The organism is Pseudonocardia yunnanensis (genome assembly GCF_039534065.1).
In the GTDB taxonomy this organism is placed as follows: domain Bacteria; phylum Actinomycetota; class Actinomycetes; order Mycobacteriales; family Pseudonocardiaceae; genus Pseudonocardia; species Pseudonocardia yunnanensis.
Genome location: NZ_BAAAUS010000007.1, coordinates 298,050 through 316,454 on the forward strand (window position 1 = coordinate 298,050; position 18,405 = coordinate 316,454).

Here is an 18,405-nt window from a genome sequence, read left to right on the forward strand (position 1 = left end):
AAGTAGCCGCACTCACCCGCGGCCGACATGCCGATCGACAGGGAGTCCCGGTGAAACGAGCAATGACCTTCGCGGTTGCCGCGATAGCGTTGCTTGCCGGGTGCACGACTGCCCAGGAAACCCCTGTGAAGCACTCCTCGAACATGCTGTCGGCGCCGCCGACAGCGCCGCCGCAGGGTGAGCGACCGGCGTTGAGCACGACGAAGCCCACCGAGCCGGTCAAGATTGCGATCATCGCGATCGAGAACAACCCGTTCTTCGCGCAGGTGAAGGCCGGATATGACGCGGTCAAGCCGAAGATCGAAGCCGCAGGCGGCACGGTCGACTGGATCAACGCCGGCACCGATGTGACGGTCGACAACATCGGTGACGCGATCAGCGCTGCCGTCGTCGACGGATACGACGCCGTTGCCGCGCTGATGCCCGGCGACGGCATCTGTACCTACATTCAGCAGGCAGACGCCAGGGGCGTGCTCGTAGCGGCCTACAACGGCGATGCGTCCTGTGCGCAGAGCTCAGGTGCTCTCTTCTTCCATGGCCAGGATCTTCGTGCCGCCGGCAAGGAGGCGGGAAAACTGATGTGCACCGCCACGAAGAAGCTGGCAGGCCCGGGTAAACCCGGTGTCGTCGGCGTCGAGACCGAGTCGTTCACGTTCCAGGCGCTCGAAGAGCGCCGGCGCGGGTTCCTCGACGGACTCAAGGAGAACTGCCCGTGGGTGACCCCGGCTGACGGAGGGGTCGAGTACCAGACGTCGACCGACCGGGTGGCGTCAGCGACACGCGACTACCTGAGCTCCACGAAAGACCTCGTCGGGATCTACGTGACCGGCGGTAACCCGCAGATCGCGGCCCAGACCGTGGCGTCTGCGGGCCGGACCTCGACGGTCAAGGTGATCGGCTTCGACTTCACCGCCGAGAACGTGGCCCAGATCAAGGCAGGCAACATGTACGCGGCCATCGGCCAGGACCCCTACGGCCAGTCCTACGACACCATCGTCTGGCTGTACAACGCGCTGGTCGACAAGCAGAAGCCGTCGCCCCACTACTTCATCCCGACAGCGGCCGTCGTGGGGACCCCGGCCAACATCAGCATTGTCTCGGCCGCGAAATAGCAGGTCGTGTCGGCGCCGTCAGGTGGGTTCGGCGGGAGCCAGGGGGAGCCAGACGTGCATCGCCGTGCCCTCACCCGGCGGGCTGTGCACGGTGATCGTTCCACCGAGCGCCTCGACCCTGTCGGTGAGCCCGGTCAGCCCGGAGCCTTTGCTCGGATCTGCGCCACCGATGCCGTCGTCGCACACGGACAGTCGCAGACGGCCGTCCACCACGTCGGCCGCAACCCATATGGCTGTGGGTTGCGCGTGTTTGGCGGCGTTGGTGAGGGCCTCCGCGACCACGTAGTAGGCCGCGACCTCGACATGCTCCGGGAGGCGGCCGTCGAGGTTGATGTCGAGCTCCACCAGGAGCGGCGAGCGGCGGGCCAGCATCTTGAGCGCCGGGCCCAGGCCGCTCGTGGCGAGCAACGCCGGGTGAATGCCGCGGGAGATCTCCCGCAGGTCGTCGAGCGCGGCGACCAGGCCGTCGGCGATGTCGGCGAGCTCGGTTCTCAGCTCGGGCTGCGTGTCGGGGATGTCGGCCTGCGCGTTGCGCAACTCGAGCACGAGTGAGACGAGCCGCTGCTGGGTGCCGTCGTGCAGGTCGCGCTCGATGCGGCGGCGGATGTCGTCGGTGGTGGCCACCACGCGCGCTCGCGACGCCGTGAGGTCGGCCCGCGCCTGGGCGTTGGCGATGGCGGTGCCGACGAGGTCGGTGAAGTCGGCGAGCCTCAACTCGATGCCCGGAGCGAGCGGCGCGTCCGTCTTGGTGAAGCCGTTGATCGTGCCCCAGAGTCGCCCCTCCACCATGATGGGCGCGCCGACGGTCGAACGGATGCCGCTCTCGCGGGCGATCGCGGCGGCAGAGCCGGGAGCGTCCTCGTAGTCCTCGATACGCGCCGGCTTGCCGCTACTGCGCACCAGGGCTCCGATGTTGCGTCCCTCCAACGTGATCCTCGTGCCCACCGGGACGATCGTCGGGTCGCCCCAACTGGCGACGATGGTCGCCGTGCCGTCGGCCTCGTAGCGCATCAAGCGCGTGCCGTCGACGTCGAACAGCCGCGCCACCTCCTCGGTGACCGCGGGAAAGACCTTCTCCGGAGGGGTGCCCTCGGCGACGACCGTGGCTACCCGGCGCAGGGCGGCTTGTTCCGCGAGCAGATCGGCGAGCTCCGATTGGCTGCGCTGGAGCGAGCCTGCCATGGTGTTGAAGGACTTCTCGAGCACCCCGATCTCGGCGACTCCGGTCGTCGGCATACGGGTCGACAGGTCTCCGCCCGCGAGCCGCTCCGCCGTCGCGGACGCCTGGCGGACCGGTCGTGCGATCGCCCGGCTCAGGTAGGCGGCGAAGATGCCGACCAGCACCACGGTGACGCCCAACCCGCCGATCGCGGCGATCGTGGCCCGGTTGGCGATCTCACGCGCGCGGTCGTCACGCTCGGCGGCGACGCGCTGCTCGGTGAGCTCCAGTGTGTTGAAGTCCCACCGGATGTCGTCGAACTTCGTCTTGCCCAACTGCGCGTTCTCGACGCTGCGTGCGGCTGGATCGCCGCGTTCCGCTGCCGCTACGAGCGGGCGGAAATAGTCCCTGATGTACGATTCGCCCTTGATCTTGATCGCCCGTGCCGTTCCTGACACGTGGATCGAGGTCAGCCGCCCGGGCGTCTCATTCTGGTCCGCAATGGCGGTGAGGTCGACAAGCTCGCGGCTCGCCTGTGCGAAATCGGCTTCGCCGGCGTGTGCCGGTTGCAAGAACCGGTCATCGCCGGTCAACAAGTAGCCGCGGGTCCCTGTTTCGATATCGACAAGGATTCGCTCGACCCGAGCCGCAGCGACCAGTACCTCCTGGGAGTGTCGATCCAGCTGGGCCGAGGTCCGCTGATCACGGATCGCCAGCAGCAACACGGCGAATGCGGCGCTCGTCAGCAGTGTGAGCAGCACGCTGGCGATGATCATCCGGCCGGTCAGGCTGCCACGCACGCCGGCTCACCTCCCGGCGGTGAACGGGACGATCTGCCCGTCGTTCTCGGCCCGGGGGAGCGGGAGGTGCTGCCTGTGATGGCGGAGGAGCGCTCCACGACAGGAATCGCCCGCCAGGTGTGAGTCACGGAGGGCGCAGTCGCGACGTACGTACACGGCATCCTCACCAAGCGGACATTGTCGCAGATCAGGGCATGGATAGTGCCTGTCGGCAGAGACGATTTCCGGCAGCGGTGAGCCGGCGTTCCGCCGTTCGGAGGGCCGCCGCGGTGGCCGTATGTCGGAGTCGAGCCCCTTGCGGGCGCGTCGTGGGGAGCGGTCGGGCAGGGGGTGCACCGCGGCCCGACCCGGCTGAGCCGGAGCAACCCGACTCGGCCCGGGATGTACCTACCAGCAGGAGTCCGATGACTCCGGTCAGCAGCAGATCGTGACGGCTGCTGGCGGTGATGTACCTGGCCCACCTCGCGCCGACACTTGTCCGAGAGGGATCAGAACGTCCTTCTGCGCTACAACGATCGACTTTGCGGGAACGAAAGGGTGGCAGCTATGGCGGTCGTGGCCCACTGGTTCTGCGGGCTCTGTGAGGTGGAAGGCCGCGATGCCGTCAAGGAGCCCAGCTGCTGGAACTGTGGCGGCACTGTCACCGTGACGGCCCGACCTTCGCTCGAGTGGACGGAATCCGCGCTGACCGACGACTGACCAACAGGTCTCTCAACCGATCGGAATAGGCACTCATGGCCCTCGATCACGATGAGTTTCTCCGATTGAGCAAGATCGCGGATTCTCTGAGAAGAAGCGACCCGGAGCTGGCCCGCAAGCTCGCTGGTCCGGTGCGCCCTCGCTCCTACCGGAGCGTGCTGTGCTACCTGGCGCTGTCCGTGTTCGCCCTGGTGGCGCTGACAACCGCGGCGATGGGCGATGCCACCACGCCGAGCACCGTCGCGAAGAACGCGTCGCACACAGCCGAGCGGACGGCGGTGGAATCGCGAGCACAGGTTCGCAACGAGGTCGACTGGAAACCCACTGTGCGCCATGCGCCGCCGATGCGCTCCCCGGTCGATTTCGGCGCCGAGGCACCGTGACGCGAGCGGGCTCTCGTGCGCCGGCCGTGTGAGGCCCGGATGCCTGGGCGAGCGTGCTCAGCCCCGCTGATGCGCCAGCCGCTCGAGTAGGTAGTCCCGCAAAGCGATCGCGTTGTTGTGTTCCCGGTCCCGGGAGCTGTAGAGCAGGGTGATCTCGCCGGTGCTCGCGGCGTCGACCAGTGGTTGCCAGGCCTGAGGACGAGCATCGAGTTCGGCGAAGTAGCGGCGGCGGAACTCTTCCCAGCGCTGCGGATCGTGGCCGAACCAGGTGCGGAGTTCGTGGCTGGGGGCGGCGTCCTTCGTCCAGTCGTCCAGCTCCACCTCCTCGCGGCGTATGCCCCGCGGCCACAGCCGCTCCACGAGGTAACGCCGTCTCTCGCCGTGAGGCTCGTGGTCGTAGACCCGGGACAGGGTGATGGTGTCCATGCGTGACCTCCAATTCGACAAGTGTCGGAGTCGGAGGCACACCTTGCCCGACGACGTCGAGGCGCCGCCTGCGCGATGAGCCCCTTCGGCAGCCGTCGCTGCCAGGCGCTGGCGCACGAGGCGGTGACAGGTTTAACCTCTCGCGGTGCAGATGTCCGACCAATCCGACCAGCCGAGGGCGCCCCGCCTCTATCTCTCCGTGGCGCAGGATCTGCTCACCGCGATGGCAGCGGGCGAGTACGTCCCCGGCATCCGGATGCCCGGCGACCGCGAGATTGCGGCGCGGCTCGGCGTCTCACGCACCACGGTGCGCGAGGCGGTCCTCGCCCTCGAGCTCATCGGCGCTGTGGAGGTTCGGCACGGTGACGGCACCTACGTGCGCGGGCCGCATGCCGGGGTTGCCGCGATCGAGGGATCCGCGCTGGACGTCGCACCCCGCGAGCTGATCGAGTCCCGCCGGGCGCTGGAACCCGTCGTCGCCTCCTTCGCGGCCGTGCGGATCGACACCGACCGTCTCCGTGGTCTCACCCGCGATCTGGACGAGGCCACCGAGATCGTTGCGGAGCCCGGCCGGATCCCCCGCTTCATGGAGCTGGGCTTGCGGTTCCACTCCGACCTCGCGCTCGGCTGCGGCAACTCACTGCTAGCGGGCATCGTCGGTCAGCTCGTCGACGCCGAGACGCACCCGCTCTGGCTGCTGGTCAACCAGCACGCGGTGAGCTCGCTGCAGGCCCGAGAGGGTCAGCTGCGGCAGCACCGCGAGGTGCTCGGCGCCATCGCGAGCGGCGACGCCGCCCATGCCGCACAGGCGATGACGGCCCATCTCGCCTCGGTCGACGCCGTGATCTTCAACCCCGCCGCCAGCGACGCCGCCACCCGCGGCGACGCCTGACCCCCTGGAGTCTCCACCGATGTCCCTCCCACAGCCTGCGGACCTCGTCGTCCACGGCGGCACCGTCGTCAACGCCGGCGGCAGCGGCCCCGCCACCGTCGTCGTGACGGGCGGCCGGATCGTCGCGGTGCAGGACCCGACGCTGCCGCTCCCGCCGCACGAGCGGGCGGTCGACGCCACGGGCAAGCTCGTCATCCCCGGCGGGGTCGACCCGCACTGTCACATCGGGCAGCGGCTGGGCGCCTACACCCAGCTCGATGACTACGCGGGAGCGAGTATCGCGGCGCTCTGGGGCGGCACCACCACGGTTGTCGACTTCGCGATCCCGGAGCCTGGGCAGAGCCCGCTCGATGCCGTGCAGGAGCGCCGGGATCTCGCCACCGTCTCCCGGTGCGACACCGCGCTGCACGGGTGCGTGATCTCCTGGGACGACACCACGGCGAAGCAGATCGCGGCCATGGCCGACGGTGGCGTCCGGACGATCAAGATGTTCACGACGTACAAGGACGTCGTCATGGCAGGGCCGGACACCGTGCTCGAAGTGCTGCGCACGCTGCACGCTCAGGGCGGCATCGCCTACGTCCACGCCGAAGCCGACCACGTGATCGAGGACGCGCAAGGGCTCGCCGCCGCGGCCCACCGCGCCGACGCCGGGCATCACGCGCTCACCCGCCCCGAGCTGGCCGAGGCTGCGGCTGTGGCCCAGGTGCTCGCCACCGCCGAGCACGTGGGGGCACCGGTGTACTTCGTGCACCAGACCACCGCTGAGGCGGTCGATCTGGTCCGTGCCGCCCGTCGCCGGGGCGTGCGCGCCTACACCGAGACCTGCCCGCACTACCTCGCCCTCGACGAGAGCACCTACGGGGGCGAGCACCCGGAGCGCTTCGTGTGCTGTCCGCCGCTGCGCGCGGCGGAGACGGTGGCCGCGCTGCGCGCCCGCGCCGTCGTCGGGGATGTCGACACGCTGGGCTCCGATCACTGCTGCTACTCCACGTCGCAGAAGTTGGAGCACCGCGACGACGTCCGCGTGATGCCCAACGGCCTGCCCGGGGTGGAGACCCGGCTGCCGGTGGCATTCACCCGGCTCGTGGCCGAGGACGGGATGCCCGTCGAGCGGTTCGTGGCGATGTTCGCCACCAATCCCGCACGGCTCAACGGGCTGACGGGCAAGGGCATGATCGGTGTGGGAGCCGACGCCGACATCGTCGTGCTCGACCCGGTCGCGCGGCGCACCGCGGCCGCTGCCGACCTGCACATGCAGAGCGACTACACGCCCTACGAGGGCCACCAGCTGACCGGCTGGGCGGAGATGGTGATCAGCGGTGGCCGCGTCGTGCTCGACGCCGACGGCTTCCACGACCCCGGGCCCATCGGCAGGGCGCTGGACGCCGCCCCGATCCCGGGCCACCTCCTCACCTGAGTCCCACCCCGACCGAAGGATCCACCGAACGGAGCACCGCCATGTCCACATCGGCTTCCTCGCCGGGTACCGGTCCCACGAGCGCAGCGACCGAGCAGCTCAGGGACCGGGCGCAGCGCCAGCTCGGCGCGGCACTGGACCGCATCCCATTCCGCCGAGCGCACGTCCTGATCCTGGTGCTCGTGGCGTTCGGCGCGCTGTTCGACGCGATCGAGCAGTACAACGTCGGGCTCGCCGCCCCCCTCATCGCCGCGCAATGGGAGCTGTCGAACACCCAGGTCGGGCTCCTGACGACGCTGACGTTCGCGGGCATGGCGATCGGCTCGCTGATCGCGGGCATCACCGGCGACCGGTACGGCCGGCGTGTCACCTACATGTACAACCTGGTCCTCTACACGGTGGGCGCGCTGCTTGCCGCGTTCGCTCCGGACATCGGCTGGCTGCTCGTCGCGCGCTTCATCGTCGGAATCGGGCTGGGCGGCGAGCTGAACACCGGGCTCACGCTGGTGGCCGAGCTGATGCCCACGAAGTACCGGGGGGCCGCCGTCGCCACCGTGAACATCGCTGCCGGCGGACTGGGGATCTTCGTCTCCTCGGCGCTGGCCGCGCTCGTGCTCGGCCCGCTCGAGACCACTCTCGGCGGCCCCGAGGTGGCGTGGCGCTGGCTGCTCGGGTTGCTGGCACTGCCGGCGCTACTCGTGTTCGTCTATCGGTGGTTCCTCCCGGAGTCACCGCGATACCTGCTGGTGGAGGGGCAGGTGGCCGCGGCCAACGAGGTGCTCTCCCGGCTCGCCGCCAACCGCCTTCGCCCGCTGCGGGACATGCAGCCCACCGCGTATGTCGACGCAGCGGAGGGCGAACGGCTGCCGCGGCAGCGGGTCCGGCTCGCGGAGATCTTCTCCGGCGTGCTGGCCAGGAACACCCTCGTGATCTGGGTGGTCTCGGCGATGACGTTCGGCGCGCAGGTGACGATCACCGTGTTCATGCCGACCGTCCTCGTGGCACGCGGAATCGATGTGTCGACCTCGCTCGCCTACACCACGATCATCAACATCGGCGGGCTGATCGGAGCCGTGCTCGCGAGCGTGTTCGGCTACCGGCTCAAGCGACGGATGGTGCTCGGGTACGGGGCGGTGGTGGCCGTCGTCGTCGCGATCGCCTTCGGTACGTCGGCGAGCCTCGCGATGATCCTGGTGCTCGGCGGGCTACTGCAGCTCATGTTCATCCTGCTGAACACCACCGCCTGGGTGTGGGCACCGGAGCTGTATCCGACCAAGGTGCGGGCCTTCGGCACTGGCGCATCGGTGACGGTCGCGCTCGTCTCCGCCTCGCTCGTTCCGCTGCTCGCCGGCGTCATATTCGACGCTGCGGGTGCGGTCGGCATCTTCGTCATGGTCGGCGTGATGTACGTGATCATGGCGACGGCCGTGCGGTTCGGGCCGGAGACCCAGGGCGTGGCCCTCGAGGACATCAGCCAGGATGCGCGGGGTAGCCGCGGTGGATCCTCGGCTGGTGCAGAGGCGTGATGAGAACCAAGGCCAAGCCCGCGTGGGTCGGACGGGGGAGATGCGCCGATTGGCCTCTCGGAGAGAGCCGACCGTCGACCGGTCAGCCGTGCGCCTTGGCCGCGTCGATCCAGCCCTGACAGGTCTGCTCGGAAATGCCGATCACCTTCCCGTGTCGGGTCTCGATCATTTCCTTCAGGTGGCCGGCCTTACGGTGCTGCAGTTCTTTGATCGAGTCGACGCCGATCTCCTTGAGCATCGCGGCGTGTTTCGGGCCGATGCCCTTGATGTCGGCCAGGTCGTTCACAACAGCCATGACGAGTTTCCTCCGGTCTTTGTCGTGTACGGAGACAGCATTATGCGCGCCTCCCAGACGGCTCGCCACTGGTCCGGGGCGGCCGGAATAGCGATCTACTCATGTCATGCTGATTCGGTTCGGTCCATGCACCGTGATCCGCCCGGGCGCGATCATTGTCTGGTCGAGGCTTGATCGAGCGCGGTCGTATTCTGGTACGAATTTATTCGTACCATGGGTGGTGCAGCGGGCACGGTGGAATCACCCGATAGCGATCTGAATACGCCTGTGCCACGTCCGCCTCGGCGGGCCCGGTCAGGGTAACCCGATCGACGGCAGGCCGAGATTCTGCCGGATCGAGGCCACCCGCCGGAGCACGTCGTCGGCCTCGACCCGCTGGCTCAGCGCCAGATGGCTGCCTCTGAGCCGGATCAGTGTCTCGACCTCGTTGTCGTGGGCCCGGAACTCGCGGTAGATCTCCGCCGCACGCCGGTAGCTCGCCAGCGCCTCGTCGAACCGTGCGAGTTGGTGGTAGGCCATCCCGAGGCTTTCCCAGGCGTTGGCCTGGCCGAACCGCTCGCCCGTTGATCGAAGGAGTTCGAGTGCGTCCCGGCACAGTCCGACGGCGTTGTCGGACTTGCCGAGGAGCACGAGGTACCAGCCCATGGCGTTCGTCGCGGCGGCTTCGCCCGGCGTGCAGGTGATCGTGCGGAACAGGTGGCGCGCGCGGGTGGCGTGCGCCAGCGCGGTTTCGGGGTCGTCCCGGCGGTCGGACAGCCAGGCGTACTGGCGCAATGTGTATGCGATGGCGCACACGTCGCCGAGTCCCTCGAACAGTGCGAGTGCCCGGTCCAGCCGGGACTGGGCTGCGTCGTAGCGGCCGAGTCGGGTGTCGGCTCTGGCCAGGCCGCGGAGTGCGTAGGCCAGGCCGGTCGTGTCGGAGATCTCGGCTGCCGAGCGTGCTGCGATTCGGTGGGCGGCGGCCAGTTCGTGCCAGTGTCCTTGCCGGTCGTGGCAGTTGCGCAGGGCCCATGCGAAGCGCCAGGCGTGGGAGTGCAGACCGTGTGCGGCCATCCGTTCCAGCAGGGGCAATGTCGTGGGGCGTTCGGTGTCGAACCAGCGGATGGCCTGTTCCGCGTCGGCCAGGGTTTCGGGGGTGACGTCGCGTCCCGGGGCGAGGGGTGGGGGTTCGTCCTGGTGGGCGGAGACTAGCCGTGCGCCGCGGTCGGCGGTCTGGAGATAGTGGGTGGCCAACCGGTGAAACGCCGTGTCGCGCTCCGCGCGGGGCTCGGTCTCGGTGATCCGCTCGCTCGCGTAGGCCCGGAGCAGGTCGTGCCGCCCGAACCGTCCCGGCGAGGTCTCTGTGACGAGGTGGGCGTGGGCGAGTTCGCGCAGCAAGGTGCCGGCCGTGTGGACGGGCACGGCGGCGGCGCTGGCGGCGGCGGTTGCGGTGGTTTCGGAACCGGGGTGCAGGGCGAGGAGGCGGAACAGTCGCGCGGCGCCCGGGGTGAGGAGCGCGTACGAGGAGGTCAGTACGGCGCGGATGTCGGGGGTGGAGTCCGTGCCGGCGAAGGCGTCGAGGGTGTGGTGGGTGCCGAAGAGCTGTGTTGCGGCGTGGGCGAGGGGAAACGTCGGGGGTTGTGCGGTGATCCGGGCGGCGACGATCGACAGTGCCAACGGGAGGCGGGCGCAGTGGTTGATGAGGGCGTTCGTGGCGTCGGGTTCGGCGTCGACGCGCTCGGTGCCGAGTCTGCGGGCGAGGAGTTCTCGGGCTGTGTGGTGGTCGAGGAGGTCGAGGGTGATCGTGCGGGCCGCGGTGGTTGCGACCAGTCCGTCGAGGGTGGTGCGGCTGGTGATGAGGACCAGGCTCTGGGATCGGCCGGGCAGCAGCGGGAGTACGTGGGCGGAGTCGCGGGCGTTGTCGAGCACGATCAGGCAGCGCCGGTCGAGCAGCAGGCTGCGGTAGAGGGCGGACTGGGCGTCCGGGGTCGGTGGGATCCGTTGCGGGTGGACGCCCAAGGCGTGCAGGAAGCCGAGGATCGTTTCCTGTGGGCCGACCTGGACGCCTTCTGCGTCGAATCCGCGAAGGTTCACGTACAGCTGGCCGTCGGGGAAGCGGTCGGTGATCTCGTGTGCCCAGTGCAGCGCGAACGCCGTCTTGCCGACCCCGGCCATCCCGCTGATCACGATCACCGTGGTCTGCTCCGGTGCCGCCCGGTGGGTGGGTAGCGCCGCCCCGGCGGCCGCGAGAGCCGTCTCGCGTCCGACGAAGACGGGCAGGTTCGTGGGCAGTTGCGCCGGCCGCGCGGGCGGCGCGAGCACCTGATGTGGAGCACGCAGGCCTGGGTCGGAGCTGAGCATGCGATGGTGCAGCCGGCGTAGCCGGGGGCCGGGGTCGGTGCCCAGTTCCTCGCGCAGCACCCGCCGCGCGTTCTCGTAGGCCAGGAACGCCTCGGCCTGCCGGTCGCAGCGGTAGAGCGCGAGGATGAGCAGCTCGTGCAACGGCTCACGCAGGGGCTCACAGACCACCGCTGCCTGGAGCTGATCGACGATGCGGGCATGCCCTCCGCGGTCGATCTCGAGGCGGCACATGCTCTCCAGCGCGGCCCACCGCAGCCGGGACAGCCGCGCCCGCTCGACCTGCACGAAGGCGCCTGGGAGCCCGGCCAGCGGGGTGCCCTGGTGCAGCGACAGTGCCGTGCGCAGATGCTCGACCGCGTCCTGCTGCAGGCCCGCTTCCAGTGCGATGTCGGCGCGGGTGACCTGCTCGCAGAAGCGGCCCACATCCACGGCGAGCCGATCCACCTCGATGCGGTAGCCACCGCCGTCGACTGTGATGACGCGGTCGCGCTCATCGGTGGCGAGCAGCCGGCGTATGCGGTGGAAATAGGTGCGAATCGTCGCGCTCGGCTGTGCCGGGAGGGTTTCTCCCCAGAGCGCGTCGGCGATCTCGCCCATCGTCGTCGGCGTGCCGTCCTGCAGCAACAACAACGCCAATGTGGCGCGTTGTTGAGGAGTGCCCAACGGGAGCTCGGAACCACCCCGCCAGGCCCGTACCGGCCCGAGCAGGGCGAACCCGAGCTCACTCTCCACCGGAATCGTCTCCTTCTGCGCCCGTCCTGATGGCGACCGGCCATCACGTTTGCGTACTATGCCGTGTCCTGGCGATATGAAAAGGTCATCGGTGCCGTCAACTCAAAATTGTAATGGCGGCTCGCGACGTATCTGTCTGCCGGGAGCGAGCTGCCTGTACCGTCAACAAATCGTCTCGCCTGCGTCTACGCCGAACGTGCCATTGTGGTGATACGGCGACGGATCAAGGAACTCGCTCCCGCTCCGCGCGGCGAGTGACGATCAGAACTTTCCGGAAAGGAGCAGCGTTGGGCACCGATCCTTCCGAGGGCATCGAGCTGCACAGCTTTCTGGACATCGAGTCCTTTCGCCGCAAGAACGCCCTGGTCCGGCAGTATGCAGCCGCCGTCGGCCGCGACGAGACCCTGATCGAACGAGCGATGGCCTGGCCCCGTTCGGCCCGCGCCGACGCCTTCCTGGCCGAGGGTGTCACGTTCTTCACCACCGGGATCGATCCGACCGATGGCGGATACGATTTCACCCCGCTGAAGGAGATGCTCGCCTGGCGAGGCGACAAGTAACGACGAATTTCCGCGGGCCTGCGCTGACGGGACCGACCGAGAGGCCGACCTTCGAAGGAGCACCTGATGACGGCACAGGACGCGACCACACGCAGCATCGATCCGCCGGAGCCGGACCTGGCTCCGGGCGAGATGATCGCCAGGGCGACGGCCCTGCGCGGGGCGCTGCGCGAGCGTCAGGACGAGTGCGAGGTTCTCGGCCGGCTACCCGACGCGACGCTGCAGGACTACCTCGACGCGGGCCTATACAGGATCATGCAGCCGCGGCGGTTCGGCGGCTACGAGTTCGATCTCGACACCTTCCTGCGCGTCACGGTCGAGCTGTCGCGCGGCTGCCCCTCGAGCGGCTGGGTCTTCGGGCTCATGGCCACGCACAACCTCATCGCCGGCCTCTTCGAGGAGCAGGCCCAGGTCGAGCTGTTCGGGGACGGTGACTTCCGCTGCCCGCTTTCCGCGATCCCCGCGCCCGCCCTGAGGGTCGACGGTGGTTACCGGATCACCGGCTGGTGGGACTACTCCTCCGGCTGTGACGTGTCGACGCACTTCATCGGTGCCACCGTTGTGAGCACCGAGCCGGGCGGTGAACCTGTCGACACGCGCTTCATGGCGATGCGCCGGGACCAGTTCCGGATCGTCGACAACTGGGACACGCTCGGCATGCGTGGCACGGGCTCGCGGCGGGTCGTGGTCGAGGACCTGTTCATCCCCGAGCACCACACCGTGCCATCGCCGAACCCTGCGCGCACCATCGTGGAGTTCCCGGGGCGGGGCCTGCACCCGAACCCGATGTTCCACGGGTCGATCGGGTCCCTGCTCATCTCCGAACCGACCGCGGTGTGCGTCGGCATCGCGCAGGCGGCGATCGACGACTACATCGAGAACCTCGCGACGAAGCACCAGTGGGGCCCGATGTCACCGAAGCGCTCCCAGCTGCCGGTCTTCCACGGCTTGCTCGGCGAGGCCACGGCGTACGTCGACACCGCGGAGGCCACCCTCCACCAGGTCGCGCAGATCTGGACGGAGCGGGCGCGGCGAGCGATGGAGACCGGCGAGCCCGTGAGCGACGAGGAGGACCGTCGCCTCATCCTCATCGAGCAGCAGATCGTCCAGCTCGCGTCGAAGGCGGTCGAGACGATCTTTCGCACGAGCGGGTCGAGTGCCGCGAACAAGGGCCGGCGGATCGAGCGCTACTTCCGCGACCTGAACATGGTGCGCACGCACGTCACGCTCCAGTTCGAGCGCACGTGGGAGAACGTCGGCCGCATGCGGCTCGGCCTCCAGCCGGAGATGCCGTTCTAGCAGTGGGTGCGGGCCGCCGGCCCGCCACTATGCGCCGCTACTTCCCCTGACGTCACCGCGGCGATCGCGGAGAAGTCAGGGTCCAGGTATTTAGTTAGCATTGCTAATGAACTGGAGTCCTCATGACACCCATCTCGTTCGCTACCGGCCACGACGGGCAGACGGCCGCCGAGCCCGCCTATCCGATGGCCCGCACCTGCCCGTTCGACCCGCCGGCCGAGTTGGCGCGGCTGCGTGCCGAGAATCCGGTCAGCCGGGTCCGTCTGTGGGACGGCAGCTCGCCCTGGCTGATCACCAGATACGAGGACGTCCGCCGTGTTCTCTCCGACCCCCGCGTGAGCTCCGAAACGGACCGGCCGGGATACCCCATCCAGTCGGAGGCGCTGCGCATCGGGCGCGTGTTCACACGCAGCTTCATCGGTATGGACGACCCGGAGCACGCCCGGTACCGCAAAATGATCATCAGCGATTTCACGGCGCGGAGCACCGAGGCATTGCGTCCGGTCGTCGATAAGCTCGTGAACGACCTGCTCGACGCGATGGAACGCGGTCCCCGGCCGGTCGACCTCGTGGAGGCGTTCGCGCTCCCGCTGCCGTCGATGGTCATCTGCCACATGCTGGGCGTGCCCTACCCCGACCACGACTTCTTCCAGTCCTGCTCCCGCGCACTTCTCGACACCACGGCCGGCTCGGACGCGGCCGCACGCGCCAACGACGAGTTATGGAAATACCTGACGGGCCTGATGGCCGTGAAGGAGGCCGAGCCGACCGACGACATCCTGGGCCGGCTCGCGCAGCGGTACATCCTGACCGGCGAGCTCAGCCGTGACGACGCCGTGTGCATTGCGACGCTGTTGCTCGTCGCCGGCCACGAGACCACGGCGAACATGATCGGCCTGGGCACGCTCGCGTTGTTGGAGCACCCCGAGCAGGCCGCCGAGGTGCGCGACGGCGACACCGCCGTGGTGAAGAGCGCCGTGGAGGAGCTGCTGCGCCTGCTGACGGTGTTGCATTCGGGGCGGCGCCGGGTCGCGTTGGAGGACATCGAGATCGGTGGAGTGACCATCCGTGCGGGCGAGGGGATCATCGCGGCGAGCGAGTCGGCCAATCGGGACCCGTCGGTGTTCGAGTCTCCGGACGAGCTCGACATTCGCCGCGATGCGAACCACCATGTGGCGTTCGGGCTCGGTGCGCATCAGTGTCTCGGGCAGCCGTTGGCCCGGCTGGAGCTGCAGATCGCGTATCCGGCGTTGCTGCGCCGGTTCCCCGATCTGCACCTCGCGGTGCCGCTGGAGGAGATCCGCTTTCGCGACAAGATGGTCGTCTACGGGGTGCAGGAACTCCCGGTGAGCTGGTGATGATGCCGACGACGAGGAGTACCCCGCGAACCCCTCGTCGTCGGGACGATTCCGGTTCGAGTGAATCGTTCTTCGTCGCCGTTGTGATCTGACGAATGACTGGGTCGGTGACTGGCTGGGCTGCGTCGGCTCAGCCTGCCTTCCCGTCAGCCGGCGGCCTGCGCGCCGACGAGCGGCCCGATGGTGAGCGATCCTCGCTATGCGGGTGTCCGGGCGGCGCTGCCAACGCATCACGGAGGCCCGCCCGGGAAGCGATTCCCAGTTTGGGGTAAATCTGGTAGAGGTGCGCACCGACGGTGCGGTGGGAGAGGAAGAGGCGCTCTCCGATCTGTTTGTTCGTCAGACCCGAACCGGCCAGCTCGGCGATCTCACGCTCTTTCGGAGTGAGGGCGGGAGGCTCCGACAGGGCCCGCCGCGGCTTGCTGATCCCGGTGGCCCGCAGTTCGCTGTAGGCCCGCTCGTACCAGGGCCGCGCGCCGAGCTGGTCGAAGATCGCCGCGGCAGCCGCGAGCTGCACACGCGCATCCGCCGTTGCCCGCACGCGACGAAGCCGCTCGCCGTACGCGAGCCGAACCCGGGCGAAATCGAAGGGCCACCGGGAATTGTCCGGCAGAGCGAGCGCGTCGTCGAAGCTGCTTCGGAACTCGGCATCGCCTGCGACCATCGCCGTGGCGCCGGCGGTCAGTAACGCCATCCGTGACGACAGTGCGGGAAGGTCGGTGTCGCGCATCGCCGTGGCGTGCGCCGCGGCCTCGGCAGGCCGGTCCGTCTTGAGCGCTGCCTCGACGAGATCGAAGCTGGTCCACATGGCCTGCGGAATGTGTGACGCGATCACACCCGGCTCGTTGTAGATGCTCGCCTCCCGGAAGGCGGCCTCGAACTCGCTCTGTCCGATGTAGTTCAGCGTCCGAGGGTGCACGGCGAACCACTCCATCCCGCAGGCACTGCGAGCGCGGGACCACCGGATCAGCTCGTCGGTCATCGCCTGGCTGGTCTCGTGATCGCCACACACGGCAGCGTGCAGGCTTCGCATCCGGCGGAAGTACCAGACGGAGGCTCGGTAGCCGTGCGTGAGGCACAGGTTCGCGCCCTCGTCCGCGAGCTCGGCCATCGTGTCCCACCGGCCGGTGAGGAACATGTCGTGGCACAGGTGAATCAGGGCGGCGCTGTGGCGACGAACGGCCGCTAGTCCCTCGCGGCCCTGCTGCACGATCCGCCAGTGAACCTCGCGTGTCACCGCGAGCCGATCGAAGTAGACGGATGCACCGCCGAGCCGCAGCAGCAGCATCGGGTCGTCCTCGTCGCGCAAGGTTTCCAGGCGCGCGTCCAGGACGGCCACCGCGGCCTGCCCGGTCCGTGCCGGATCCGCGAAGGTGCTCCGAAAGAGCCAGAGCATGTCCGGCACCCGCGGCCGCAGGCGGTCGATCGCCGCAAAGGCCGGTGCCCACAGCTCCTGTCTCCCGGCGAACCAGCAGACCAGCAGCAAGGTGTAGAGCGCCTCGATCAGAGCCTTGTCGTCCGCGTCGTATCCGTGCTCACCCGTCTCGATCGCGGTGAGCAGCATCGTGTACGCGGTCAGGACATCACCCTCACCGTTGATCATCAGCAACGTCTTGGCGGCCACCGCGTGCAGCGAGGCACCCCCGGCACCGTTCTCCTGCCTGGCCTCGTCGAGGAAGCGGGAGGCACCGGACAGCTCGCCCACCGAGCTGACAGCGTGATAAGCGGCCTCGGCCAGCCGAGCTGCCCGATCGACCGCACTCGGGCTGAGCGGCGCAGCGCGGGTGAGCAGGGCGACGGCACCGGCGGCGTCACCGCGCAGCTGCGCCATGTGCGCCGCCGCCTCGAGGCGAGCGGCGATCTGCTCGTCCGGTTCCACCGTGCTTTCCGCGAGGTGCCAGGCCTGACGCTCAGGGTGTTCGATCAGCACCTCGGCGAGACACCGGTGGGCCCAACGGCGCTCGCCGACGGTGGACACCTCGACGACGGCCGCCCGCACCAGCGGGTGGCGAAACTCGAAGCGCCCGGTGTTCTCGTCGACGTGGACGAGCCGCTCGCGCTCCGCAGGAGCGAGGCTGTCCAGGTCGTACGACGCGGCGGCCGCACGCAAGGCATCCCGGCCACCACTGCGATCGAGCGCGCCCAGCAGCATGATCCGCCGGCACGGCTCCGGCAGCGTCGGGATCAGGGACGCGAACAGCGACTGCAGACGCTGTGTCAGCGGCAACACCGGCGGCACGAACGCCATCGCGTGCCGCTGCGGCCCGGTCAGCGCCGTCGGCAGCTCCAGCAACGCCAGCGGGTTGCCCTGCGCCTCGGCAAGCAGCTGCTGCCGCACGCTCGGCGCGAGCGTGGGGAACCGCTGCGCGACCAGCTCACGTGCCGCTCCGCTGTCCAGTGGCTGCAGCTCGTGTTCCGGGAGATCGCCACCCTCGAAGAAACTTCCGATGTGCGACCGCGCCGCGCCCAGAAAGCCGACCTGGCTTCCCTTGAGGCGGCGGGCGATGAAACCGAGCACGCCCGCGCTGGCACGGTCGAGCCACGGGAGGTCGTCCACGACCAGCAGCACGGGGCTCTCGACGGCGGCGTTGCGCACCAGCAGCAATGCGGCGGTGGACACGAGCAGGCGGTCCGGCGGTGGTCCGCTGCCGAAGCCCAGCGCCACCTCCAAGGCCTCTCGATGGACCTGACCGAGCTCGCCCAACGACTCGCGCAGCGGGAACAGCAACTGGTTGAGGCCCGAGTAGGCGACATCGGCCTCGAACTCCACTCCGGCCGCCTGCAGCACGTGGGCGCCCCGGACAGCCGCCGCGCCCGCGGAGAGGTCGAGCATCACGCTCTTCCCTATACCCGGCCCCCCGAGGAGCAGCAACGCTCCGCCGCTGACGGATGCGCGCTCGAGAAACGTCCGCACCACGTCGGTGTCGGCGTCGCGACCGACGAGATGCGCAGGCTGCCAGCGGAGATCCGATTCCACGTCCTCACCCGATCCGCAGGTGGACGAGGACGAAAACCTGTGGCCACTGCCTTTCTACTGATCGGCCCCCGGTGGTTCCTGAATGTGGCCCCGCCGGAGGCCTGGCGAGCCCGTGGATCGCCTCCGAGCAGGCTCGTCTTGCGCCCCAGGGCATCAAAAGTCCGCGAGAGGCCGACCGGTCAAACATTCCGAGGTTCGGCAAGGTCTTCGCGCCGACCGGAATATTGCCAAGAGCATACGACCCCTCTCGCGTTTCGCGCCGCGTCGATCCGGAATTCGCGATAGCCGACCCGATCTTTCGGCATCACTGTGAGCGCCGATGATGCCATGCTTTTCGGCGCCGCGTCCAGCAGGAACTGAACATTCAGGACGAGGGCGCCATCAACGGAAATTCGGCCTTCCGGTACAAATGAGCACGAAGAGCGAC

Annotated in this window: 14 protein-coding genes; 9 read left to right on the forward strand and 5 right to left on the reverse strand. The window is 68.8% G+C overall.

What is annotated here, in order from left to right; genetic code table 11:
* Positions 1-125 precede the first annotated feature (125 nt).
* Positions 126-1,112 carry a sugar ABC transporter substrate-binding protein gene (locus tag ABD743_RS10730; RefSeq protein WP_344721268.1) on the forward strand — a complete coding sequence of 329 codons (987 nt, stop codon included), beginning with the start codon at positions 126-128 and terminating at the stop codon, positions 1,110-1,112.
* A gap of 18 nt (positions 1,113-1,130) precedes the next feature.
* Here the strand turns inward: ABD743_RS10730 and ABD743_RS10735 are convergent, their stop codons facing one another.
* On the reverse strand, positions 1,131-3,047 hold the full coding sequence (locus tag ABD743_RS10735; RefSeq protein ID WP_344721443.1) for a sensor histidine kinase: 1,917 nt from the start codon (positions 3,045-3,047) through the stop codon (positions 1,131-1,133).
* Between the two features lie 570 nt (positions 3,048-3,617).
* Between ABD743_RS10735 and ABD743_RS10740 the strand changes: the two genes are divergently transcribed.
* Both ABD743_RS10740 and ABD743_RS10745 read left to right on the forward strand, forming a co-directional pair.
* On the forward strand, positions 3,618-3,770 hold the full coding sequence (locus ABD743_RS10740) for a hypothetical protein (RefSeq protein ID WP_344721270.1): 153 nt from the start codon (positions 3,618-3,620) through the stop codon (positions 3,768-3,770).
* A 35-nt stretch (positions 3,771-3,805) separates the two neighbouring features.
* Positions 3,806-4,153: a DUF3040 domain-containing protein gene (locus tag ABD743_RS10745; RefSeq protein WP_344721272.1), complete on the forward strand. Its 348-nt coding sequence runs from the start codon at positions 3,806-3,808 to the stop codon at positions 4,151-4,153.
* A gap of 57 nt (positions 4,154-4,210) precedes the next feature.
* Here ABD743_RS10745 and ABD743_RS10750 read toward each other — a convergent pair whose 3' ends face one another.
* Positions 4,211-4,579, reverse strand: a complete 369-nt coding sequence (locus tag ABD743_RS10750) for a DUF488 domain-containing protein (protein ID WP_344721274.1) — start codon at positions 4,577-4,579, stop codon at positions 4,211-4,213.
* A gap of 151 nt (positions 4,580-4,730) precedes the next feature.
* Here ABD743_RS10750 and ABD743_RS10755 point away from each other — a divergent pair, with 151 nt between their 5' ends.
* From ABD743_RS10755 to ABD743_RS10765, 3 genes are read left to right on the forward strand one after another with little or no spacing between them, the layout of a single operon-like run.
* Positions 4,731-5,471 carry a FadR/GntR family transcriptional regulator gene (locus ABD743_RS10755; RefSeq protein WP_344721445.1) on the forward strand — a complete coding sequence of 247 codons (741 nt, stop codon included), beginning with the start codon at positions 4,731-4,733 and terminating at the stop codon, positions 5,469-5,471.
* A 19-nt stretch (positions 5,472-5,490) separates the two neighbouring features.
* Entirely contained in the window at positions 5,491-6,891 is a 1,401-nt protein-coding gene (locus ABD743_RS10760) for an amidohydrolase family protein (protein ID WP_344721276.1), read from the forward strand.
* Positions 6,892-6,932: 41 nt separating this feature from the next.
* Positions 6,933-8,417, forward strand: a complete 1,485-nt coding sequence (locus ABD743_RS10765; protein ID WP_344721278.1) for an MFS transporter — start codon at positions 6,933-6,935, stop codon at positions 8,415-8,417.
* A gap of 82 nt (positions 8,418-8,499) precedes the next feature.
* Here ABD743_RS10765 and ABD743_RS10770 read toward each other — a convergent pair whose 3' ends face one another.
* Both ABD743_RS10770 and ABD743_RS10775 read right to left on the reverse strand, forming a co-directional pair.
* Positions 8,500-8,712, reverse strand: coding sequence for a DUF4332 domain-containing protein (locus ABD743_RS10770; RefSeq protein WP_344721280.1), 213 nt, complete (start codon positions 8,710-8,712; stop codon positions 8,500-8,502).
* Positions 8,713-9,006: 294 nt separating this feature from the next.
* A complete protein-coding gene (locus ABD743_RS10775) occupies positions 9,007-11,784 on the reverse strand; it encodes an AfsR/SARP family transcriptional regulator (protein ID WP_344721282.1) in 2,778 nt (925 codons plus the stop codon).
* A 287-nt stretch (positions 11,785-12,071) separates the two neighbouring features.
* Between ABD743_RS10775 and ABD743_RS10780 the strand changes: the two genes are divergently transcribed.
* From ABD743_RS10780 to ABD743_RS10790, 3 genes are all read left to right on the forward strand, one after another.
* Complete coding sequence (locus ABD743_RS10780) at positions 12,072-12,344, forward strand: hypothetical protein (protein WP_344721284.1); 273 nt, start codon at positions 12,072-12,074, stop codon at positions 12,342-12,344.
* Positions 12,345-12,410: 66 nt separating this feature from the next.
* The gene (locus tag ABD743_RS10785) at positions 12,411-13,643 is read left to right on the forward strand and encodes an acyl-CoA dehydrogenase family protein (RefSeq protein WP_344721286.1); all 1,233 of its coding nucleotides are present in this window, start codon (positions 12,411-12,413) and stop codon (positions 13,641-13,643) included.
* A 122-nt stretch (positions 13,644-13,765) separates the two neighbouring features.
* Positions 13,766-15,001, forward strand: a complete 1,236-nt coding sequence (locus ABD743_RS10790; protein ID WP_344721288.1) for a cytochrome P450 — start codon at positions 13,766-13,768, stop codon at positions 14,999-15,001.
* Positions 15,002-15,131: 130 nt separating this feature from the next.
* Here the strand turns inward: ABD743_RS10790 and ABD743_RS10795 are convergent, their stop codons facing one another.
* Complete coding sequence (locus tag ABD743_RS10795) at positions 15,132-17,978, reverse strand: AAA family ATPase (protein ID WP_344721290.1); 2,847 nt, start codon at positions 17,976-17,978, stop codon at positions 15,132-15,134.
* Positions 17,979-18,405 lie beyond the last annotated feature (427 nt).